This window comes from Microbacterium sp. Leaf159, from assembly GCF_001423615.1.
Lineage (GTDB): Bacteria > Actinomycetota > Actinomycetes > Actinomycetales > Microbacteriaceae > Microbacterium.
On record NZ_LMOU01000001.1, the window covers coordinates 1 to 19916 of the forward strand.

At 68.4% G+C, this 19916-nt stretch carries 19 protein-coding genes; 17 read left to right on the forward strand and 2 right to left on the reverse strand.

All coding sequences use genetic code 11. The annotated features are described in order from the left end of the window. Positions 1-99: 99 nt before the first annotated feature. On the reverse strand, positions 100-1539 hold the full coding sequence (locus ASF80_RS18840) for a hypothetical protein (protein ID WP_157520955.1): 1440 nt from the start codon (positions 1537-1539) through the stop codon (positions 100-102). A gap of 6 nt (positions 1540-1545) precedes the next feature. On the opposite strand from ASF80_RS18840, the gene ASF80_RS00010 reads away from it, so the two are divergent. The 17 genes from ASF80_RS00010 to ASF80_RS00085 all read left to right on the forward strand — a co-directional run bounded on the left by ASF80_RS00010 (position 1546) and on the right by ASF80_RS00085 (position 18292). Next, the gene (locus ASF80_RS00010; RefSeq protein WP_056306882.1) at positions 1546-2436 is read left to right on the forward strand and encodes a hypothetical protein; all 891 of its coding nucleotides are present in this window, start codon (positions 1546-1548) and stop codon (positions 2434-2436) included. Next, positions 2436-3473 carry an HAD-IIA family hydrolase gene (locus ASF80_RS00015; RefSeq protein WP_056306884.1) on the forward strand — a complete coding sequence of 346 codons (1038 nt, stop codon included), beginning with the start codon at positions 2436-2438 and terminating at the stop codon, positions 3471-3473. The genes ASF80_RS00010 and ASF80_RS00015 overlap by 1 nt, the downstream gene beginning before the upstream one ends. Positions 3474-3551: 78 nt before the next feature. Further along, positions 3552-3728 carry a hypothetical protein gene (locus tag ASF80_RS19065; protein WP_164481733.1) on the forward strand — a complete coding sequence of 59 codons (177 nt, stop codon included), beginning with the start codon at positions 3552-3554 and terminating at the stop codon, positions 3726-3728. After that, complete coding sequence (locus ASF80_RS00020) at positions 3725-4522, forward strand: TlyA family RNA methyltransferase (RefSeq protein WP_056306885.1); 798 nt, start codon at positions 3725-3727, stop codon at positions 4520-4522. Before ASF80_RS19065 ends, ASF80_RS00020 begins: the two co-directional genes overlap by 4 nt. After that, positions 4519-5433 (forward strand): NAD kinase, encoded by a 915-nt coding sequence (locus tag ASF80_RS00025; protein ID WP_056306886.1) that lies wholly within the window; start codon positions 4519-4521, stop codon positions 5431-5433. Before ASF80_RS00020 ends, ASF80_RS00025 begins: the two co-directional genes overlap by 4 nt. Next, the gene (gene recN / locus ASF80_RS00030) at positions 5430-7121 is read left to right on the forward strand and encodes a DNA repair protein RecN (RefSeq protein WP_056306887.1); all 1692 of its coding nucleotides are present in this window, start codon (positions 5430-5432) and stop codon (positions 7119-7121) included. Before ASF80_RS00025 ends, recN begins: the two co-directional genes overlap by 4 nt. A gap of 17 nt (positions 7122-7138) precedes the next feature. Next, a complete protein-coding gene (locus ASF80_RS00035) occupies positions 7139-8836 on the forward strand; it encodes a CTP synthase (RefSeq protein ID WP_056306889.1) in 1698 nt (565 codons plus the stop codon). A gap of 14 nt (positions 8837-8850) precedes the next feature. Further along, positions 8851-9429, forward strand: coding sequence for an NUDIX domain-containing protein (locus ASF80_RS00040; RefSeq protein WP_056311552.1), 579 nt, complete (start codon positions 8851-8853; stop codon positions 9427-9429). A 2-nt stretch (positions 9430-9431) separates the two neighbouring features. Further along, complete coding sequence (xerD, locus tag ASF80_RS00045; protein ID WP_056306891.1) at positions 9432-10334, forward strand: site-specific tyrosine recombinase XerD; 903 nt, start codon at positions 9432-9434, stop codon at positions 10332-10334. Positions 10335-10500: 166 nt separating this feature from the next. Then, entirely contained in the window at positions 10501-11334 is an 834-nt protein-coding gene (locus ASF80_RS00050) for a ParA family protein (protein WP_056311554.1), read from the forward strand. Then, positions 11318-12205: a segregation and condensation protein A gene (locus ASF80_RS00055; protein WP_056306892.1), complete on the forward strand. Its 888-nt coding sequence runs from the start codon at positions 11318-11320 to the stop codon at positions 12203-12205. The genes ASF80_RS00050 and ASF80_RS00055 overlap by 17 nt, the downstream gene beginning before the upstream one ends. Then, positions 12195-12797, forward strand: a complete 603-nt coding sequence (gene scpB, locus ASF80_RS00060) for an SMC-Scp complex subunit ScpB (RefSeq protein WP_056306895.1) — start codon at positions 12195-12197, stop codon at positions 12795-12797. The genes ASF80_RS00055 and scpB overlap by 11 nt, the downstream gene beginning before the upstream one ends. Before the next feature lie 147 nt (positions 12798-12944). Continuing rightward, positions 12945-13733, forward strand: a complete 789-nt coding sequence (locus ASF80_RS00065) for a pseudouridine synthase (protein ID WP_056306897.1) — start codon at positions 12945-12947, stop codon at positions 13731-13733. Continuing rightward, positions 13730-14875 (forward strand): prephenate dehydrogenase, encoded by a 1146-nt coding sequence (locus tag ASF80_RS00070; protein WP_082488127.1) that lies wholly within the window; start codon positions 13730-13732, stop codon positions 14873-14875. The genes ASF80_RS00065 and ASF80_RS00070 overlap by 4 nt, the downstream gene beginning before the upstream one ends. Next, positions 14868-15542: a (d)CMP kinase gene (cmk, locus tag ASF80_RS00075; RefSeq protein WP_056306899.1), complete on the forward strand. Its 675-nt coding sequence runs from the start codon at positions 14868-14870 to the stop codon at positions 15540-15542. The genes ASF80_RS00070 and cmk overlap by 8 nt, the downstream gene beginning before the upstream one ends. Further along, positions 15535-17055, forward strand: coding sequence for a ribosome biogenesis GTPase Der (gene der / locus ASF80_RS00080; RefSeq protein WP_056306901.1), 1521 nt, complete (start codon positions 15535-15537; stop codon positions 17053-17055). The genes cmk and der overlap by 8 nt, the downstream gene beginning before the upstream one ends. Positions 17056-17353: 298 nt before the next feature. Continuing rightward, positions 17354-18292, forward strand: a complete 939-nt coding sequence (locus tag ASF80_RS00085; RefSeq protein WP_056306904.1) for an NUDIX domain-containing protein — start codon at positions 17354-17356, stop codon at positions 18290-18292. A gap of 161 nt (positions 18293-18453) precedes the next feature. Here the strand turns inward: ASF80_RS00085 and ASF80_RS00090 are convergent, their stop codons facing one another. Next, a complete protein-coding gene (locus ASF80_RS00090) occupies positions 18454-19908 on the reverse strand; it encodes an HNH endonuclease signature motif containing protein (protein ID WP_056306906.1) in 1455 nt (484 codons plus the stop codon). Positions 19909-19916 lie beyond the last annotated feature (8 nt).

Consider the following 19916-nt stretch of genomic DNA (forward strand, 5'->3'; position numbering starts at 1 on the left):
AGCGCCGATGGTACTGCAGGGGGGACCCTGTGGGAGAGTAGGACACCGCCGGACTTCTTTTAAGCAAATGGCCACCCATCGTTGGGTGGCCATTTTGCGTTAACAACATCTAGAACAGGGAGCATCATGCCGGAAGACCAAGAGCGCCGTCCGCGTCGCAACGACGACAATGGATCGCGCGGTCACCGTCCTTCCGGCGGACGCCCCGACCAGAACCGCAGCAGCGGCCCCCGTCGCGATGACGCTCCTCGTTCGGGTGGGTACAACCGCGATAACCGTGATGGTGGTGCTCCTCGTTCGGGTGGGTACAACCGCGACAACCGTGACGGTGGTGCTCCCCGTTCCGGTGGGTACAACCGCGATAGTGGTGCTCCCCGTTCGGGCGGCTACAACCGCGATGGTGGTGCTCCCCGCTCGGGTGGGTACAACCGCGACGACCGTGACGGTGGTGCTCCCCGCACGGGTGGCTACAGCCGTGACAACCGCGATGGTGGTGCTCCCCGCACGGGTGGCTACAGCCGTGACGGCGGTGCCCCTCGCTCTGGTGGGTACAACCGCGACAACCGCGATGGTGGTGCACCTCGCTCGGGTGGGTACAACCGCGACAACCGCGACGGAGGAGCCCCTCGCTCCGGTGGGTACAACCGCGACGGTGCTGCTCCTCGCACGGGTGGGTACAACCGCGACAACCGTGATGGTGGTGCTCCTCGCACGGGTGGGTACAACCGCGATAACCGCGACGGTGGTGCTCCTCGTTCGGGTGGGTACAACCGCGACAACCGCGATGGTGGTGCACCTCGCTCGGGCGGGTACAACCGCGACAACCGCGACGGCGGTGCCCCTCGTTCGGGCGGTTACAACCGTGACGGCGGTGCTCCCCGTTCCGGTGGGTACAACCGTGATGGCGGTGCACCTCGCACGGGTGGCTACAACCGGGACAACCGCGATGGCGGTGCTCCCCGCACAGGTGGCTACAACGGGGACAACCGCGATGGCGGTGCTCCCCGTTCCGGTGGGTATAACCGCGATGGTGGTGCCCCTCGCTCCGGTGGGTACAACCGCGACGGCGGTGCTCCCCGTACGGGTGGCTATAACCGTGACAACCGCGACGGCGGTGCCCCTCGCTCCGGTGGGTACAACCGCGATGGCGGTGCTCCTCGCACGGGTGGGTACAACCGGGACAACCGCGATGGTGGTGCTCCCCGCACGGGTGGGTACAACCGGGACAACCGCGATGGCGGTGCGCCCCGTACGGGTGGCTACAACCGTGACAACCGCGATGGCGGTGCGCCCCGCACCGGTGGGTACAACCGCGACAACCGCGATGGTGGTGCGCCCCGCCAGGACCGTGACTCGTCTCGCTCCTACCCGCAGCGCGGGGGAGCGGGTCGCGAACGTCCCGTCCAGGCCGATGGTGATCGTCCGCGGTTCAACGACCCGCACATCCCTGATGAGGTCACTGCGCGCGATCTGCACACCTCTGCTCGCAACGAGCTGAAGACGCTGAGCAAGGAGAACGCCGACCTCGTCGCGCGTCACCTGGCCATGGCATCCCGTCTCATCGACGAAGACCCTGCACTCGCCCACGAGCACGCCCTCGCGGCGTCGCGTCGCGCAGGTCGTATCGCCATCGTCCGCGAGACGCTCGGCATCACGGCCTATGCGACCGAGGACTTCGCTCTTGCTCTCCGCGAGCTGCGCACGTACCGTCGCATCTCCGGCAAGGACGATCAGATCGCCCTCATGGTCGACAGCGAGCGCGGGATCGGTCGCCCCGACCGAGCGCTCGAGACCGGCCGCGCGATCGACCGTTCCGCTCTCACCACCCCCGTTCGCGTCTCGCTGGCGATCGCCATGTCGGGCGCACGTCTCGACCAGGGCGACCTGGAACTCGCACTCGGCGAGCTCGAGATCCCGGAACTCGACCCGGATCGCGCGTTCGAGTGGAGCCCCGCGCTCTTCGCCGCTCGCGCCGCGGTTCTCGAAGATCTGGGACGCACCGACGAGGCCGAGTTCTGGGCGCACCGCGCCGAGGTCGCTGCCGAAGCACTCGGTGTCGACGAGGCCGGCGACGAGGAGATCTTCATCGAGGACGGCCTCATCGAGGGCGACTTCGACGATGAGGATCACGCTGAGCAGCCCGGCGCTGACGACTCTCACGCTGATGCGGCTGAAGCCGTCACGGACGACGCAGATGCAGATGCAGATGCAGATGCAGACGCCAACGACGACGCAGACATCGAGCCCGAACCCTCGATCGACGACGAGGTGCGCGAGCTTCTCGGCGAAGACGACGATGAGTCCGAGTCCGATGAGTCCGAGTCCGATGAGTCCGGGTCCGATGAGTCCGGGACCGACGAGTCCGAGTCCGACGAGTCAGACGTTGCCCGGGAGGACGAGAAGCGCTCCGCGTCCGAGTCCTCCGAGGATGCGTAGTGGGGTTGTTCTCCAAGAAGCCTGCGCTTCGGACGCCTCTCGACGGGGTGGATGCCGTGCTGGCGGACCTCGACGGTGTCGTCTATGCGGGGCCGGGCGCTCTGCCGTACGCAGTGGAGAGCCTGAACGCCGCCGCGGCATCTGCGCGACTCGGGTACATCACGAACAACGCGTCGCGCACGGATGCCTCGGTCGCCGAGCACCTGACGAGCCTCGGCCTCGAAGTCGCGCCGGCCGATGTGATCACCAGCCCGCAGGCGGCGATGCGCCTGCTCGCCGGGATCGTTCCGCCACCGGCGACGCTGCTGATCGTCGGGGGAGCAGGACTCGTCGACGAGGCGGAGAAAGCCGGCTACACGGTGACCCGCAGCGCTGAGGATGCTCCGGACGCCGTCGTGCAGGGCTTCGCTCCCGAAGTGGCCTGGACCGATCTGGCCGAGGCCGCCTTCGCGCTGAAGGTGCCGGAGGAAGACGGCGGCATCCCCTGGATCGCCACCAACACCGACTGGACGATCCCGCGCGAACGCGGTGTCGCGCCCGGCAACGGGACGCTCGTGTCCGCCGTGCACACGGCCATCGGCCGTCTCGCGACCGTTGCAGGAAAGCCCGAGACCCCGATCTTCGAAGAGGCGACGGAGCGTTTCGGCGCGAAGAAGCCCCTGTTCATCGGAGACCGCCTCGACACCGACATCCTCGGTGCCGTCCGCGCAGGCATCGACTCCGCGCTCGTGCTCACGGGCATCGACCGCCCCAAGCACGTGCTCGCGGCTCCTGAAGGATCCCGGCCGACGTACATCCTCAGCGATCTTCGGGAACTGCATGAGCCGTACCCCGAGGTCACGTCGAGGGACGGCATCCATTCGGTGAACGGTGCATCCGTCCGTGTCGTCGGGGCTGACGTCGAGATCGTCGACGAGGGCGACTCGCAGATCGACCTGCTGCGCGCCGGTGCGGCCGCGATCTGGGCATCCGGAACTCCGGTGTTCGTGCTTCGCGTCCCCGAGCGTCTCTACGACGACCCGTTCCACCGTCCCTGATCAGCACCGGCGCGTGCCAGGTGGCTTCTGCCGCCGTGGCTCCGCCGACGTGTCGGCGCCGCCGCGTACAGTAGAACCGTGAGCGAAGAGACGACGAATGCACCGACCGACGGTCTGTGGAGTCGCCTGCGCCTGATCGAGGGTCAGCCTCTCGCTGCCCGGGCGGGCGCATACTCCGGGCTGCACGACGAGCTCTCCCGCCGCCTCGACAGCGGCACGAAGCTCGATCAGCGCGACGCGCCGGGTGCCCGATGACGCGACTCGACGCCGCCCTCGCCGCGCGAGGTCTCGCCCGTTCGCGCACCCACGCCGCCACTCTGATCGCAGAAGGCGTGGTGAGCATCGACGGCCGACCGGTGGTGAAGGCGTCGACGCCCGTCGCTGATTCCGCCGAGATCACCGTCGCGGCGACCGATCACTACGTCGGCCGCGCGGCCCACAAGCTGATCGCCGCACTCGACGGCTTCGCGATCTCTGTCGAGGGGCGCCTCGCGCTCGACATGGGAGCCTCCACGGGCGGATTCACCCAGGTGCTCCGCGAGCGCGGAGCTCGTCGGGTTCTCGCTGTCGACGTCGGGCACGACCAGATGGCGTCGTCCATCGCGGCCGACCCGGCCGTCGTGCTCGTCGAGGGCTACAACGTCCGTCACATGACGCCCGAGAACCTGACGGACGTCACGGGTGAGACCGAGGCTCCCGACCTGATCGTCGGCGATCTCTCCTTCATCTCCCTCGAGCTCGTGCTTCCCGCAGTCGCGGATGTCGCGGCTCCCACGGCCGACATCGTGCTGCTGGTGAAGCCGCAGTTCGAGGTCGGGCGCACCGCGGTGCGCGGCGGGCTCGTCACCGACCCCGCGACTCGCGCGGACGCCGTGGCTCGCACCGCATGGAGCGCATTCGACGCAGGGCTCGGGATGCTCGGCATCCTTCCCTCCCCGATCCTGGGGACCCACGGCAACTCGGAGTATCTTCTGCACCTCGCGCCGGGGCGCGGAAGCGATCCGTCAGAATGGTCGGACCGCATCAACACACTGGCAGGGAGACGATGAACGAGCGCAACATCCTGGTCGTCGCCCACGCCGGGCGCGAAGACACCGTCGACGCGGCCCGGAAGGTGATCGATGAACTCCGCGGCGCCGGTGCGCGTCCGGTGCTCGCGGCCGACGACAGCGTCGACCTGCGCGCGGTCGACCCTCGCTTCGCCGACGTCGACGTGCTCGGCGAGACGGTGCAGCAGGAAGAACTCGAACTCGCCATCGTCCTCGGAGGCGACGGTACGATCCTCCGCGCCGCCGAGCTCGTGCGCGGCTGCGCGGCACCGGTGCTCGGGATCAACATGGGCCACGTCGGGTTCCTCGCCGAGATCGATCGGGACGACATGGACGCTGCCGTGCGCCGCGTCATCGACCGCGACTACGAGGTCGAGGATCGTCTGGCGCTGTCCGTGCGGGTCAAGGACGTCGACGGCACGGTCGTCTACGAGACCTTCGCCCTCAACGAGGCGACGGTCGAGAAGGCCAGTCGTGAGCGCATGATCGAGGTCGTGCTCGAGATCGACGGACTCCCGCTGTCGAGTTTCGGCTGCGACGGCATGGTCGTGTCGACCCCGACCGGGTCCACCGCCTACAACTTCTCGGCAGGAGGCCCTGTCATCTGGCCGAGCGTCGAGGCCATCGCCGTCGTGCCGCTCTCAGCCCACGCACTGTTCGCGAAGCCGCTCGTCGTCAGCCCGGACGCCGCAGTGGCGATCGAGATGCTCGAAGGCACTTCGGGCGCCGGCATCCTCTGGTGCGACGGGCGACGATCGCACGATCTTCCGCCGGGCGCCCGCGTGGTGGTGCGGCGCTCGTCGCGCCCCGTGCGGCTCGCCCGTCTGCACCCCACCGAGTTCACGAACCGGTTGGTGCGCAAGTTCCAGCTGCCGGTCGCGGGCTGGAGAGGACAGGGGCCGACCGCATGATCGAGGAGATGCGGATGCAGGGGCTCGGCGTGATCGCCGATGCCGTGCTGCCTCTCGGCGCAGGGTTCACCGCCATCACCGGCGAGACCGGTGCGGGCAAGACCATGGTCGTTACAGGGTTGGGGTTGCTGCTCGGTCAGCGTGCGGATTCCGGTGCAGTGCGGGCAGGAGCGATGCAGGCATCGGTCGCCGGAGTCTGGATCGTCCCCGAGACCGGCGAGGTCGCCGACATCGTCGCGGACGCCGGGGGAGAGCTGGAGCCCGCAGGAGCGGGCGCTGCCGAGCTGTACGTGTCGCGCACTCTCAGTGCCGAAGGGCGCAGCCGCGCGAGCGTCGGAGGCCGCGCAGCGCCTGCCGGGGTGCTCTCCGCCCTCGCCGAGGAACTCGTCGTCGTCCACGGACAGTCCGAGCAGCTTCGACTGCGCTCGTCCGCGGCTCAGCGCGATGCTCTCGACCGCTTCGGAGGTGCCTCCATCGCCACAGCGCTCGAGGCTTACGCGTCGTCGTTCGCGCACTGGCGCGAGCTCGACGCCGAGATCATCGACATCACGGAGAACCGCGATCGGCGGGCCGAAGAGGCCGCGCGTCTGCGCGAGGCCCTCGCTCTGATCGAGGCCGCTGCGCCCGAGCCGGGCGAGGACGTCGAGCTGTCCGCGCGGGCCGAACGCCTGGCGAATGCCGAGGAGCTCCGTCTCGCCGCCTCCCTGGCCCACGGCGCGCTCTCGAACGAAGAGGGCGAGCCCGACGCATCCGCTCTGATCGCCGAAGCGCGTCGAGCGCTCGAGCGCGTCTCCGACACGTCTCTCACCGAGATCTCCGCCGGCCTCGCCGACATCGGCTATCGCATCGCCGATGTCGCAGGCCAGCTGTCCGCGTACCTCGCCGATCTCGACGAGACCGGCCCTCATGAGCTCGCAGCGGTCGAGGAGCGCCGCGCGGCCCTCGGCACCCTGATCCGCGCGCACGGTTCGCTCGACGAGGCTCTGGAGCTGTGGCAGACGGGTTCTGCTCGACTCGCCGAACTCGACGACGACGGCGAGCGACTGGATCGGCTCGAGGCGGAGCGCGACGCCGCTCGCACCGAACTCGACGCCCATGCGGATGCACTGACCGCCGAGCGCACGGCATCCGCCGCGAAGCTCGGCGTCGCCGTGAGCGATGAGCTGCACGCGCTCGCGATGCCCGACGCGCGACTCGAGGTCGCCGTCACGCCGGGCGCCGAGAGCGCGCACGGCCGCGATGACGTCGCGATCCTGCTCGCGCCGCATCCCGGAGCCGAGCCGCGATCGGTCGGCAAGGGGGCGTCCGGAGGAGAGCTTTCCCGTGTCATGCTCGCGATCGAGGTCGTGATCGCCGGGACAGACCCTGTGCCGACCTTCGTGTTCGACGAGGTCGATGCCGGCATCGGCGGGGCTGCGGCGATCGAAGTCGGACGACGACTCGCCCGACTCGCCGAGAAGTCTCAGGTCATCGCGGTGACGCATCTCGCACAGGTCGCGGCGTTCGCCACGAACCATCTGTCGGTCGTCAAATCCCACGATGGCGCGGTCACGGCGTCCAGTGTCCGCCGTCTGGAAGGGGAGGAGCGCGAGGCAGAGATGGCCCGACTGCTCTCCGGACTGACCGATTCGGATGCAGCGATCACCCATGCTCGGGAACTTCTCACCCTCGGCACCTCCACTGACTGATAGGATCGAAGCCCGTGATGAACTCTTCTTCTGCGGGGCCCAAGAACGACACGACCAAGCACATCTTTGTGACGGGTGGTGTCGTTTCGTCTTTGGGTAAGGGGCTCACTGCCGCAAGCCTCGGAAACCTTCTGACGGCACGCGGACTCCGCGTCGTCATGCAGAAGCTCGACCCGTACCTGAACGTCGATCCGGGCACGATGAACCCGTTCCAGCACGGCGAGGTCTTCGTCACGGACGACGGCGCCGAGACCGATCTCGACATCGGACACTACGAGCGCTTCCTCGACATCAACCTGTCGCAGGCCGCCAACGTCACGACCGGCCAGATCTACTCGCAGGTCATCGCCCGCGAGCGCCGCGGCGAGTACCTCGGCGACACCGTGCAGGTCATCCCGCACATCACCGACGAGATCAAGCGACGCATGCGTCTGCAGGCGACCGAGGATCCCCGTCCCGACGTGATCATCACCGAGGTCGGCGGCACGGTCGGTGACATCGAATCGCAGCCGTTCCTCGAGGCGGCACGCCAGCTCCGCCACGAACTCGGTCGCGACAGCGTGTTCTTCGTCCACGTGTCGCTCGTGCCCTTCATGGGTGCGTCGGGCGAGCAGAAGACCAAGCCCACCCAGCACTCGGTCGCAGCCCTCCGCCAGGTCGGCATCCAGCCCGACGCGCTCGTGCTGCGCAGCGATCGTCCGGTCAGCGAGAGCAACCGCAACAAGATCGCGCTCATGTGCGACGTCGACGCCGAAGGCGTCATCAACACCGTCGACCTGCCGAGCATCTACGACATCCCGTCGACGCTCAACGACCAGGGACTCGACACGTACATCGTGCGCCGCCTCGGCCTCGATCAGAAGGCCGCGGACGAGGTCGACTGGTCGCGTTGGAGCAAGGTTCTGCACGCGGTGCACAACCCCAAGCACGAGGTGACGATCGGCCTGGTCGGCAAGTACATCGACCTCCCCGACGCCTACCTCTCGGTCACCGAGGCGCTGAAGGCCGGCGGCTTCGCCCAGGAGACCAAGGTCAACATCCGCTGGATCCCCTCGGACCGCTGCGAGACCCCCGAGGGCGCGCAGGAGCAGCTCGCCGCACTCGACGGCATCTGCGTGCCCGGTGGATTCGGCATCCGCGGCATCGAGGGCAAGCTCGGTGCGCTGAAGTTCGCACGCGAGCAGGGCATCCCCACCCTCGGACTCTGCCTCGGCCTGCAGTGCATGGTCATCGAGTACGCCCGCGACGTGGCCGGCATCGCCGGAGCATCCTCGAGCGAGTTCGACCCCGAGACCACAGAGCCCGTCATCGCGACGATGGCCGAGCAGGTCGAGATCCTCGACGGCGGCGACCTGGGTGGAACCATGCGCCTCGGGCTCTACCAGGCCGCACTCGCCGAGGGATCGCTGGCGCGCGAGCTGTACGGAGCCCCGGAGGCCTCGGAGCGCCACCGCCACCGCTACGAGGTCAACAACGCGTACCGCACGCGTCTCTCCGAGGCCGGTCTCGTGTTCTCCGGGCTGAACCCCGAACTCGACCTCGTCGAGTACGTCGAGCTTCCGCGCGACGTGCACCCGTACTACATCGCCACGCAGGCCCACCCCGAGCTCCGCTCGCGTCCGACCGACCCGCACCCGCTGTTCCGCGGTCTGGTCGGAGCCGCGATCGAGCGTCACCGGTCGAGCGAGCTGTTCGACGTGGAAGCCGATGCATGAGTTCGGCGGAGCCGATGCCTGATCTCGACGCGCTGCGGGACGAGCCCTTCGAGCCCGAGGTCCTCCACAGCGAGGTCGGGTTCGAGGGCGTCGTCTGGAACGTGCGTGACGACCGCGTGCGCTACGGCGACGGCGAGATCCGCCGCCAGTATGTCGCGCACACGGGGGCCGTCGCGATCCTCGCGCTCGATGACGACGGGCGCGTGCTGCTGATCCAGCAGTATCGGCACCCGATCCGTCACCGCGACTGGGAGCTGCCCGCCGGCCTGCTCGACATGCCGGGGGAGGAGCCCGTCGAGGCTGCTCGCCGCGAGCTCGCCGAGGAGGCCGACCTGGTCGCCGCCGACTGGGAGCCCCTCGTCTCGTCGTGGACCACACCCGGCGGCAACGACGAGGTGATCCACATCTTCCTCGCTACGGGTATCTCGGCAGCACCGTCCGCGCATGCGCGGGAGGACGAAGAGGCCGACATCCGCGTCGAATGGGTTGCTCTCGACGACGCGGTCAGCGCCGTGCTCGACGGCCGCATGCGCAACGGCATCCTCAGCATCGGTGTGCTCGCGGCCGCGCAGAGGCTGCGCGACCGGAGCTGAGCATGCAGCTCGATCGTGCGTTGGACACGTACCTGCGTCACGTCACGATCGAACGCGGGCTGAGCGAGCACACGATCTCCGCCTATCGTCGAGATCTCGGCGGTTACCTCGAGTGGTTGGATGCTGCGAGCATCGTCGACACCGCCGAGATCACGCCGGCGGTCGTCGGACGCTTCATCGCAGATCGCTCCTCCGCCGACCCGGCACCGGCCGCGACGAGTCTCGCCCGACTGCAGTCATCCGTGCGGGGGTGGCACCGGTTCCTCGCCCGCGAGGGCATCGAGAGCGACGACCCCAGTGGCCGGCTGAGACCACCCAAGGCTCCGCAGCGCCTGCCCAAGGCGCTGACCATCGATCAGATCGAGCGGCTCCTCGCCGCCCCGTCGGGCGATGACCCCCTCGGCATCCGCGACCGGGCCCTTCTCGAGCTGCTCTACGCGACCGGGGCGCGGGTGTCGGAGGCCGTGGGCCTCGACGTCGACGACCTCGCCCACGGCGATGTCCTGCGGCTTCGGGGCAAGGGGTCGAAGGAGCGCATCGTCCCGATCGGATCGTTCGCCCGCACGGCGGTGGATGCGTACCTCACGCGGGTGCGGCCAGGGCTCGCGGCGAAGGGGAGAGCGTCGGCCCGCCTGTTCCTCGGTGCGCGCGGTGCCCCGCTGTCTCGGCAGAGCGCGTGGCTCGTGATCCGTGCGGCCGCCGAGCAGGCGCAGATCACCGCAGAGGTCTCGCCGCACACCCTGCGCCATTCTTTCGCGACGCATCTGCTGCAGGGCGGCGCCGATGTGCGCGTCGTGCAGGAGCTGCTCGGGCACGCGTCGGTGGCGACGACCCAGATCTACACCCACGTGTCGGTGGACACCCTGCGCGACATCTACGCGACCTCCCACCCCCGAGCACGCTGACCCGCCACGCGCGGGCGGCACGGCGAAAACGCGGGATCGCCGGGGCTGAGGCGTCGATCCCCCCGGGCGATCGCTAGAATCGACCAAGCACGAAGGAGCAGGAGAATCGGTGGCTGAGAACGCGGCGAAGTCCAGGGCGAAGACGTCGAAGACCGACGACACACCCATGGGACCCACCGGGCGTCCCTATCACGGCTTCGCGACCCCGGAACCGCTCGCCTCGCACGGTCCCGCTCGCATCATCGCCCTGTGCAACCAGAAGGGCGGCGTCGGCAAGACGACGACCTCGATCAACCTCGCCGCGGCACTGGCCGAATACGGGCGCAAGGTCCTCGCCGTCGACTTCGACCCGCAGGGTGCGCTGTCGGCCGGTCTCGGCATCCAGACGCACGACGTGCCCACGATCTACGATCTGCTGCTCGACACCAAGCGTGACGCACACGATGCGATCGTGCAGTCGGGCGTCGAGGGGCTCGACGTGATGCCCGCCAACATCGACCTGTCCGCCGCCGAGGTGCACCTCGTCAACGAGGTCGCGCGTGAGACGATCCTCGCCCGCGTGCTGCGTCAGGTGGCGGGGGAGTACGACGTTATCCTCATCGACTGCCAGCCGTCGCTCGGTCTGCTGACCGTCAACGCGCTGACCGCGGCGCACGGCGTGATCATCCCGCTGGAATGCGAGTTCTTCGCGCTGCGTGGCGTGGCCCTGCTGATCGAGACCATCGACAAGGTGCGCGACCGGCTGAACCCGTCGATCACGATGGACGGCCTTCTCGCCACGATGTACGACCCGCGCACGCTGCACTCGCGCGAGGTTCTCGAGCGTGTGGTCGAGGCGTTCGGCGACGATGTGCTCGAGACCGTGATCGGTCGTACGGTGAAGTTCCCCGACGCATCGGTGTCCGGTGTGCCCATCACCGAGTTCGCTCCGGAGCACGCCGCCGCCCAGGCGTACCTGCGGCTGGCGCGGGAGCTGGTCGCCCGTGGCGCTGTCGCCTGAGGTCGAGCCGTCCGACACAGCGGCTGAGGCCGCAGCCACGGCTGCCGAGGGACCGGCACCTGCCGATCTCAGCGATCCACCGGTCGCCGATCCGGGATTCCGGGTGTCGTTGACGAACTTCGACGGACCCTTCGACCTGCTGCTCACCCTCATCTCGAAGCATGAGATGGACATCACCGAGGTGTCGCTGAGCGCCGTCACGAACGAGTTCATCGCATATCTCAAAGAGCTCGACGACGACGAGGAGCTCGACCAGGCCTCTGAGTTCCTCGTGGTCGCGGCGACCCTGCTCGACATGAAGGTCGCGGGGCTCCTGCCGCAGGGCGAGCTGGTGGATGCCGAGGCTGTCGCACTGCTCGAAGCCCGCGATCTGCTCTTCGCGCGCCTCCTGCAGTACCGTGCCTTCAAAGAGGTCGCGTCATGGTTCGCCCGCTGCCTGCAGCGCGAGGATCGCCGCCATGTGCGGGCCGTGCGTCTGGACGAGAAGCATCGCAAGAAGACACCCGAGCTCGTCTGGTCGCTCAGCGCCGACGACTTCGCCGCTCTGGCGCTGCTGGCGTTCGCGCCGAAGGAGATCCCGCATGTCGGGCTCGACCACCTGCACGCGCCGCTCGTGAGCATCCGGGAGCAGGCAGCGATCGTCGTGACCCTGTTGCGCACTGCCGAATCGGTGAGCTTCCGCGAGCTGGTCGCGGGCGTGACCGAGCCGGGGATCGTGGTCGCGCGATTCATCTCCGTGCTGGAGCTGTATCGCCACGCCGCCCTGTCCTTCGAACAACTGGAACCGCTCGGCGAGCTGACACTCCGCTGGGCCGCCGACTCCTGGTCGGACGAGACTCTGGCATCGCTGGGAGCCGACTATGACCGATGACGTGACAGAAGCCCCGACCGACGAGGTCGTCCGTGAATCGCCTCTCTCCGAACGGATCGAGGCGATCCTGCTGATCATCGACGAGCCGATCGGGCTCGTCGCACTCGCGGCCGCAGTCGGCTCGCCCGTCGCCGCAGTTCGTCAGACGATCGAGACGCTCGTCGACGACTACGACGGCAAGGGGCAAGGACCGCGGCGCGGTTTCGAGCTCCGCGAGGTCGGCGGCGGGTGGCGTCTCTACGTCCGCGAGGATCACGACGACGTGGTCGCCGAGTTCGTCGGTGGCCAGGCGCCTGCGCGGCTGTCGCAGGCGGCGCTCGAGACGCTCGCGGTGATCGCCTACAAGCAGCCGGTCACTCGCAGCCAGGTGGCGTCGATCCGTGCGGTGAACGTCGATTCCGTGGTGCGCACGCTGCTTGCGCGCGGCCTCATCACGGAGCTGTTCTCGGACTCCGAGACCGGTGCGATCAACTACGGCACCAGCGACGCACTCCTGCAGCATCTGGGCATCAACTCGCTCGACGAGCTGCCCCCCATCTCTCCTCTGCTCGACGACGGCGCGGACGGCTTCGACGAAGGGACCATCCGATGACGTCATCCGATCCGATCGGATCGAACGCGGTCGGTACGGCACAGCGTCGCGGTTCCGATGAAGGGACCATCCGATGATCCCGGTACCGATGACGGCCGTTCGCGTGGCCACGACGCAGAGTTTCAGTTTCAACGAAGGGACCATCCGATGAGCGGCTTCGAGACACCCGAGGGCGTGCGCCTGCAGAAGGTGCTGTCAGCGGCGGGCGTGGCCTCGCGGCGCGTGATCGAGCAGTACATCGTCGAAGGACGAATCCGTGTCAACGGCGTGACCGTGACCGAGCTCGGTCGGCGCGTCGACCCCGAGAACGACCTCATCGACGTCGACGGCACCGCTGTGCAGCTCGATGTGTCGAAGCGCTATGTGATGCTCAACAAGCCCACCGGCGTCGTGAGCAGCCTGCGTGACGAGAACGGCCGCCCCGACCTCCGCCGGTTCACCGATGACTACGAGGAGCGCCTCTACAACGTCGGACGTCTGGACGCCGAGACCAGCGGCCTGCTGGTCCTGACGAACGACGGCGACCTCGCACACGTGCTCGCGCACCCGTCGTTCGGCGTCACCAAGGTCTACATCGCCAAGGTCGAAGGCGAGGTGACGGCTCAGACGATCTCGAAGCTCACCAAGGGGATCGAGCTCGAGGACGGGCCGATCGCCGCAGACAAGGCGCGCCTGCTGGACACCTCCCGCGGGTCGAGCCTCGTGGAGCTGACCCTGCACTCGGGGCGCAACCGGATCGTGCGCAGGATGCTGGCCGCGGTCGGCCACCCTGTCACCGAGCTCGTGCGTCGGCAGTTCGGCCCGCTGCACCTGGGAACCCTCCCGGTTGGGAAGACGCGCGAACTGACTAAAATCGAACTGGGCGCGCTCTTGACTCTGTCGCGCCGTGATTCCGGTGTCGCCGAGGCGCCAGGCGAGCAGCAGGAGAACGAGTGACCGATACGACGAGTGCGCCCACGGGGGCCCGGAGTTCTGTCGCGCCGCGAATCGCGGCCAGGCTCTCCGGAACCGTGCGCGTCGTCGGCGCCGGTCTGCTCGGTGCGAGCATCGGCCACGCGCTCCGCGCCAAGGGCATCGACGTCGTCCTCGCCGACACCTCACCCGCACAGCTGCGCCTGGCGATCGACTACGGCGCAGGTCGTGCCGTGGCCGACGACGACGCACCGACGCTCATCGTCGTCGCCGTGCCGCCTGATGTCACGGCCGACGTGATCGAGGCGGAGCTTGCCCGATTTCCCGATGCGGTCGTCACCGACGTCGCGAGCGTGAAGCTCGAACCCTTCCGCAGCCTGCGCGACCGCGGCGTCGACATCACCCGCTACATCGGCTCTCACCCGCTCGCCGGACGCGAGCGCGGCGGAGCGATCTCCGCGCGCGCCGACCTCTTCATCGGTCGTCCCTGGGTCGTCTGCCGCGATGCCGACACCAGGGCTGCAGACCTCGCTCTCGTCGAGGCCCTCGCTCTCGATGTCGGCGCGATGCCGCTCGAGATGACCCCGGAGGAGCACGACCGCTCCGTCGCTCTCACGTCGCACGTTCCGCAGGTCGTCGCCAGCCTCCTCGCCGGACGGCTCGCGGTGGCCGATGAGGGCGCGCTGCGCCTGTCGGGCCAGGGAGTGCGTGACACGACGCGCATCGCGGCATCCGCTCCTGAGCTCTGGGTGCAGATCCTCGGTGCGAACGCCGAGCCCGTCGTGGAGATCCTCGACGCTTTGGCAGCCGATCTCCGTGAGGTGTCGGATGCGCTGCGCGCGCCCGAGGCGCCCGGTGCCCGGCGCGTGGTCGCCGAGACGATCCGGCAGGGCAATGACGGCGTCGAACGTCTGCCGGGCAAGCACGGTCAGAACCAGAGGTTCGAGTCCCTCGTCGTCATGATCGACGACACCGCAGGTCAGCTCGGTCGACTGTTCGGTGAGCTCGGCGAGCTCGGTGTGAACGTCGAGGACCTCCGCCTCGAGCACTCGCCGGGCGCTCAGTTCGGTCTCGCCGAGATCAGCGTCGAGCCCGCTGCACTGCACGGGGCGATCACCGGACTCCAGGAACGCGGCTGGCGGATTGCAGGTACCACCAATGACTGACTTCATCGCCATCGACGGACCCGCCGGCTCCGGCAAATCCAGCGTCTCCAAGGCCGTCGCCCGCAAGCTCGGATTCGGCTACCTCGACACCGGTTCCGCCTACCGTGCACTCGCCTGGCATGTTCTCGACCGGGGTGCGGACACGGCGGATGCCGAAGCGGTCCTCGCCGCCGTCGCCGAGTTCCCGGTGCGACTGGGCCTCGATCCTGACGACCGCACAGTTCAGGTAGGAGACGCGGATGTCACCGACGCGATCCGCGAGCCGTCGGTTTCCGGCGCCGTGAGCGGTGTCGCGCGCGTGCCCGAGGTGCGCGAGCAGGTCAATCGTCTGTTCCGTTCTCTCGTCGCCGACGCGCCGTACCCGGCCGTCGTCGTCGAGGGGCGGGACATCACGACCGTCGTCGCCCCGGATGCGCCTGTGCGCATCCTTCTCACGGCCGCTCCCGAGGTGCGCGCCGCACGACGTGCCGGCGAGCTCGCCGGCGAGAACGCCGAGGCCGTCGCCGCCGCATTGCACAAGCGCGACGCATCCGACAGCGCCGTCGTCGACTTCCTGAACGCCGCAGAGGGCGTCGAGGTCGTCGATTCGACGGAGCTCGATTTCCCACAGACCATCGACGCCGTCCTCACGGTGATCGAACGAATCCGAGGAGTACAGCATGGCTGACGACGAATACGAAGGCGGCCCCGACCAGCTCGCCGAGAAGATGGAGCAGCTCGACGAGCAGCTCGCCGAGGCGCGCGCCGAGACGCTGCGCGCCGGTCTCGCCGACTATGACCTGGACGACGAGGATGCTGCGCTCCTCGCCGGGATCACGATGGGCGAGGACGGGATCCAGTTCTTCCCCGCACTGCCGGTCGTGGCGATCGTCGGTCGACCGAACGTCGGCAAGTCCGCTCTCGTGAACCGCATCCTCGGCCGCCGTGAGGCCGTCGTCGAGGACACCCCCGGTGTGACCCGCGACCGCGTGACGTACAAGGCCGAGTGGGCCGACCGTCGCTTCTCGCTCGTCGACACCGGCGGCTGGGAGCCCGACGCTCGCGGTATCGACCGCTCCGTCGCCGCTCAGGCCGAGGTCGCGATCGATCTCGCCGACGTCGTGCTGTTCGTCGTCGACGCGATGGTCGGCGCCACGTCGACCGACGAGCACGTCGTGAAGCTGCTCCGCAAGAGCGGCAAGCCCGTCTTCCTCGTCGCGAACAAGATCGACGATGCCCGCCAGGAGCCCGAGGCCGCGGCTCTCTGGAACCTCGGACTCGGCGAGCCGCACCCGGTCTCGGCCATCCACGGTCGTGGAGTCGCCGACCTGCTCGACGCTCTGCTGAAGACGCTTCCTGATGTCTCCGCGGTCGCGAAGGCGGAGATCGGAGGACCTCGTCGCGTTGCGATCCTCGGTCGCCCGAACGTCGGCAAGTCCTCGCTGCTCAACAAGGCAGCAGGTGAGGAGCGTGTGGTCGTCAACGACCTCGCGGGTACGACCCGCGACCCGGTCGACGAGATCGTCGAGCTCGGCGGCAAGCTGTGGCGTCTGGTCGACACCGCCGGCATCCGTCGTCGCGTGCACATGGCGCAGGGTGCTGACTTCTACGCCTCGCTGCGCACCTCGGCCGCTCTCGAGAAGGCCGAGGTCGCAGTCGTCGTCCTCGATGTGTCCGAGACGATCAGCGAGCAGGACGTGCGGATCATCGATCTCGTGCTCGAGTCCGGTCGCTCGCTCGTGCTCGCGTTCAACAAGTGGGATCGTCTGAACGACGACGATCTCGAGAACGCCGACCGCCGACGCTACCTCGAGCGTGAGATCGAGCAGGACCTGGCGCACGTCGCCTGGGCCCCGCGCGTGAACATCTCGGCCAAGACGGGTCGTCACCTCGACAAGCTGGTGCCTGCGCTCGAGACGGCTCTCGAGAACTGGGACCGTCGCATCCCGACCGGCAAGTTCAACGCCTTCCTCGCCGAGCTCGTCGCCGAGCACCCGCATCCGCTGCGTGGAGGAAAGCAGCCGCGCATCCTGTTCGGTACCCAGGCGTCGACGCGTCCGCCGACGTTCGTGCTGTTCACCACCGGCTTCCTCGACCCGGGATACCGCCGATTCATCCAGCGTCGCCTCCGCGAGCTGTACGAGTTCGACGGAACCCCGATCGTCATCAACATGCGTGTCCGCGAGAAGCGCCAGCGCTGAGTCGCAGCCGAGACGTCAGTTGTGCCCGCGCGAACTCGCGCGGGCACAGCTGTGTCTGCGGGCATCCACACGAATGCGCAGGACATGCAGCGCTGCGGTTACGGCCGTTCCGGCGTCCGGCGTCCCGCGTGCTGCGTGCATCCGCCCGAATGCCCATGACGTGCGATCTGCCGATACGGCTGTGCCCGCGTGCTTCGTGCATCCGCCCGAATGCCCGATGTGCAGCCTGCGCGCACGGCTGTTCCCGCATATGACCCGCGCGGATGCCGTTACCCGGATGCTGTGACAGGCTGAAGGGGTGACTGTCGTACCTCCCGCTGCCGGTGAACCGCGTCGCCCGGACGGGCCGCGGAACCCTGGCGATGCCTGGGTGATCGCGCCGTCGGGGGAGAAGTACTGGGGACGCTTCGGCGCAGCCGGTCTGCTGGCGGTCGATCCGGACCGCGGGATTCTGCTGCAGCACCGGGTCTCGTGGAGCCACTTCGGCGGCACCTGGGGTCTGCCGGGTGGTGCTCTGCATGCGGGCGAGAGCGCGATCGTGGGTGCCGTGCGCGAGGCGCAGGAGGAAGCGGGTGTGCCAGACGGCTCTGTGCGGCCCCGCTTCACGAGCGTTCTCGATCTGGATGTCTGGTCGTACACGACCGTGATCGCCGACGTGGTGCGGCCGTTCGAACCGGTGATCAGCGACCCGGAGAGTGTGGCTCTCGAGTGGGTGCCGGTCGACGAGGTTGACTCGCGTCCGTTGCACCCGGGGTTCGGCAGCGCCTGGCCTGTCTTGCGGGAACTGCTCAGCCTGCGCCCGGCGCTGGTCGTCGACAGCGCGAACGTCGTCGGTTCCGTGCCGGACGGATGGTGGAAGGACCGTGCCGGTGCGGCGACGCGTCTCGCCTCGCGCCTGGATGGGCTTGTTGTGCCGGCGTCTGACCTCGGCCTTGGCGGAACGACTTGGTTCCCGGAGATCGCTCTCGTGGTGGAAGGGCAGGCGCGAGGGATCACTGCCCCTTTGTCGGATGCTGATGCGGAAGTGCCGGAGCTGCTGCCGGCGGGTGGCGTCTCGGTCGTGCGCGCCGAAGCGGCAGGAGACGATGCGATCGTCGCCGAGGTCGAGCGACGAGCGAGTGCGGGACAGCATGTCGTGGTCGTCACGAGCGACCGCGAGCTGCAGAGTCGGGTCGAGGCGGCAGGCACCGTGCAGATCCACTCGGCCGGCTGGCTGCAGGAACTGCTGCCGCAGTAGCCGGTGCCGGGTGCGGCGCGCAGACTGACGCGGAGTGAGACCCATCTGTCTCGGTGTGGGCGCGAGCGCGAAGCACTGCTCGGTGGGCTCGGGCGCGATGTGTTCCTCGGGGGCGTGGGGTCGATGCATCCCTCGGCGCGCACGATCACGCGACAGAGCCCTCAGACGAACATGACCCGTCGACGCGGTGGGTCGGCGTAGCTCCGACCGAGTGGACTCGTCCAGGTGACTGTCCCATCGGGAGTCTGCTGGGCGGTCCATCGAAAGCGTTCATCGATGTCAGGGTGCTTGAGCGAGTGGTGCGTGGCGCAGAAATGACTGAGATTGTCGATGCGTGTTCGTCCGCCGCGGGCATGGTCGTGGTTGTGGTCGATCTCGCATCGGTGCACCGGCATCCTGCATCCGGGGAACCTGCAGTGCTCATCTCGCGCTCGAAGGAAGCGCTTCATCTGCTCTGTGGGGGAGTATGAGTCGGTCTCGGCGACCAGGCCGGTCGCGTCGAGGAACAGGCGCGCCCATCCCTTGCAGTGGCCTGCGAGCCCGCGCGCGACATCGGGATCCAGTGGTCCGTGACCGTCGAGTTCGGCCGGTCGGTCGTCGTCTCCGGCGAGAGTACTCGCGGCAACGGTGACCTGGATCCGGGCCGAGATGTTCTCGAGCCCGGTGCCGTTCGCTTCACTCGGATCGGCCGTAAGTAGGAGGTCTGCGAGGACGTCAGCGCGGATCTGGTCGAAAGTGCGTACGTCACCGGAGAGATGCTCGATGTCGGGGCTGGACGGATCGGTCATCGGGTCGATCAGACCGGCGAGCGGATCGACGACGAACGTGCCGTCGGCGGCGATGACTCCGGCTTCGAAGTAGGCGTCGTATCGCGGGTCTTCGGGAGAGAGGTCGGAGAGGCGGAGCGAGTTCTCGGTGTCGTCGAGAGGCTTGAGGATCGGCTCTCGCTCGTCGCGGGTGCGAGCGATCTGTCGCGCCATCTGCGTGAGCCGATCGGAGATCGCCACCGCGACCCATTCGGGCAGAATCGCTGTGAGCGCCGCCAGGCCGTCGCCGACGGACCTGACGCTGACGCAGCGTTCGGTCGCTGCGCGCCGCTGAGTCTCGACGACGGTCTCGCCCACGAGGCCCGCCGCGACCTTGCGAGCGTGGGGCTTCGTGCGCGAAGCAGTGTCCTGTTCGGCGACCACGAGCACTGCGGTCTCGTAGAGCCCCATCGTCGCGGCTTCCACACGGCCGTCTCGGATGGCGTCGTCGACGATCTCGCTGGCGCGCACGATCTCACGGACATGGTGCGCACTGATCGAGCCCGCGGCAAACGAAGCCTGTATGGCAGGGAGCGCTCGTGACAGGGTGCGCGCGTCGGTGAAGGCGTATTCGATCGACCCCTTCGGGATGTGCCCGGCCGCGGAGTACTCCGCGATCATCGAGCGGTAGATCGCATCGCGGTGGTGAGGGCTTTCGGAGACGTCGCTGTCGTGCACGCCTATGCGCTCGACGAGGAGTGCATAGGATTCAGCCTCGAGGGCAGCGATCCGACGTCGCGTGTCGACCCACTCGTCAAGCAGTCGGCAGCGCTCCTCGAGATCGAGGTCGAGATCGGTGCGCTGAGCCATACCTCAGT

What these genes read in the sequence shown, in the direction of transcription:
- ASF80_RS00020 (WP_056306885.1), top strand. Translation starts at nt 3,725, where the DNA reads ATGACGCGACTCGACGCCGCCCTCGCCGCGCGAGGTCTCGCCCGTTCG.
- recN (WP_056306887.1), top strand. Translation starts at nt 5,430, where the DNA reads ATGATCGAGGAGATGCGGATGCAGGGGCTCGGCGTGATCGCCGATGCC.
- ASF80_RS00035 (WP_056306889.1), top strand. Translation starts at nt 7,139, where the DNA reads ATGAACTCTTCTTCTGCGGGGCCCAAGAACGACACGACCAAGCACATC.
- der (WP_056306901.1), top strand. Translation starts at nt 15,535, where the DNA reads ATGGCTGACGACGAATACGAAGGCGGCCCCGACCAGCTCGCCGAGAAG.
- ASF80_RS00010 (WP_056306882.1), top strand. Translation starts at nt 1,546, where the DNA reads ATGGCATCCCGTCTCATCGACGAAGACCCTGCACTCGCCCACGAGCAC.
- xerD (WP_056306891.1), top strand. Translation starts at nt 9,432, where the DNA reads ATGCAGCTCGATCGTGCGTTGGACACGTACCTGCGTCACGTCACGATC.
- ASF80_RS00065 (WP_056306897.1), top strand. Translation starts at nt 12,945, where the DNA reads ATGAGCGGCTTCGAGACACCCGAGGGCGTGCGCCTGCAGAAGGTGCTG.
- ASF80_RS00050 (WP_056311554.1), top strand. Translation starts at nt 10,501, where the DNA reads ATGGGACCCACCGGGCGTCCCTATCACGGCTTCGCGACCCCGGAACCG.
- ASF80_RS00025 (WP_056306886.1), top strand. Translation starts at nt 4,519, where the DNA reads ATGAACGAGCGCAACATCCTGGTCGTCGCCCACGCCGGGCGCGAAGAC.
- ASF80_RS00090 (WP_056306906.1), bottom strand. Translation starts at nt 19,908, where the DNA reads ATGGCTCAGCGCACCGATCTCGACCTCGATCTCGAGGAGCGCTGCCGA.
- ASF80_RS00040 (WP_056311552.1), top strand. Translation starts at nt 8,851, where the DNA reads ATGCCTGATCTCGACGCGCTGCGGGACGAGCCCTTCGAGCCCGAGGTC.
- scpB (WP_056306895.1), top strand. Translation starts at nt 12,195, where the DNA reads ATGACCGATGACGTGACAGAAGCCCCGACCGACGAGGTCGTCCGTGAA.
- cmk (WP_056306899.1), top strand. Translation starts at nt 14,868, where the DNA reads ATGACTGACTTCATCGCCATCGACGGACCCGCCGGCTCCGGCAAATCC.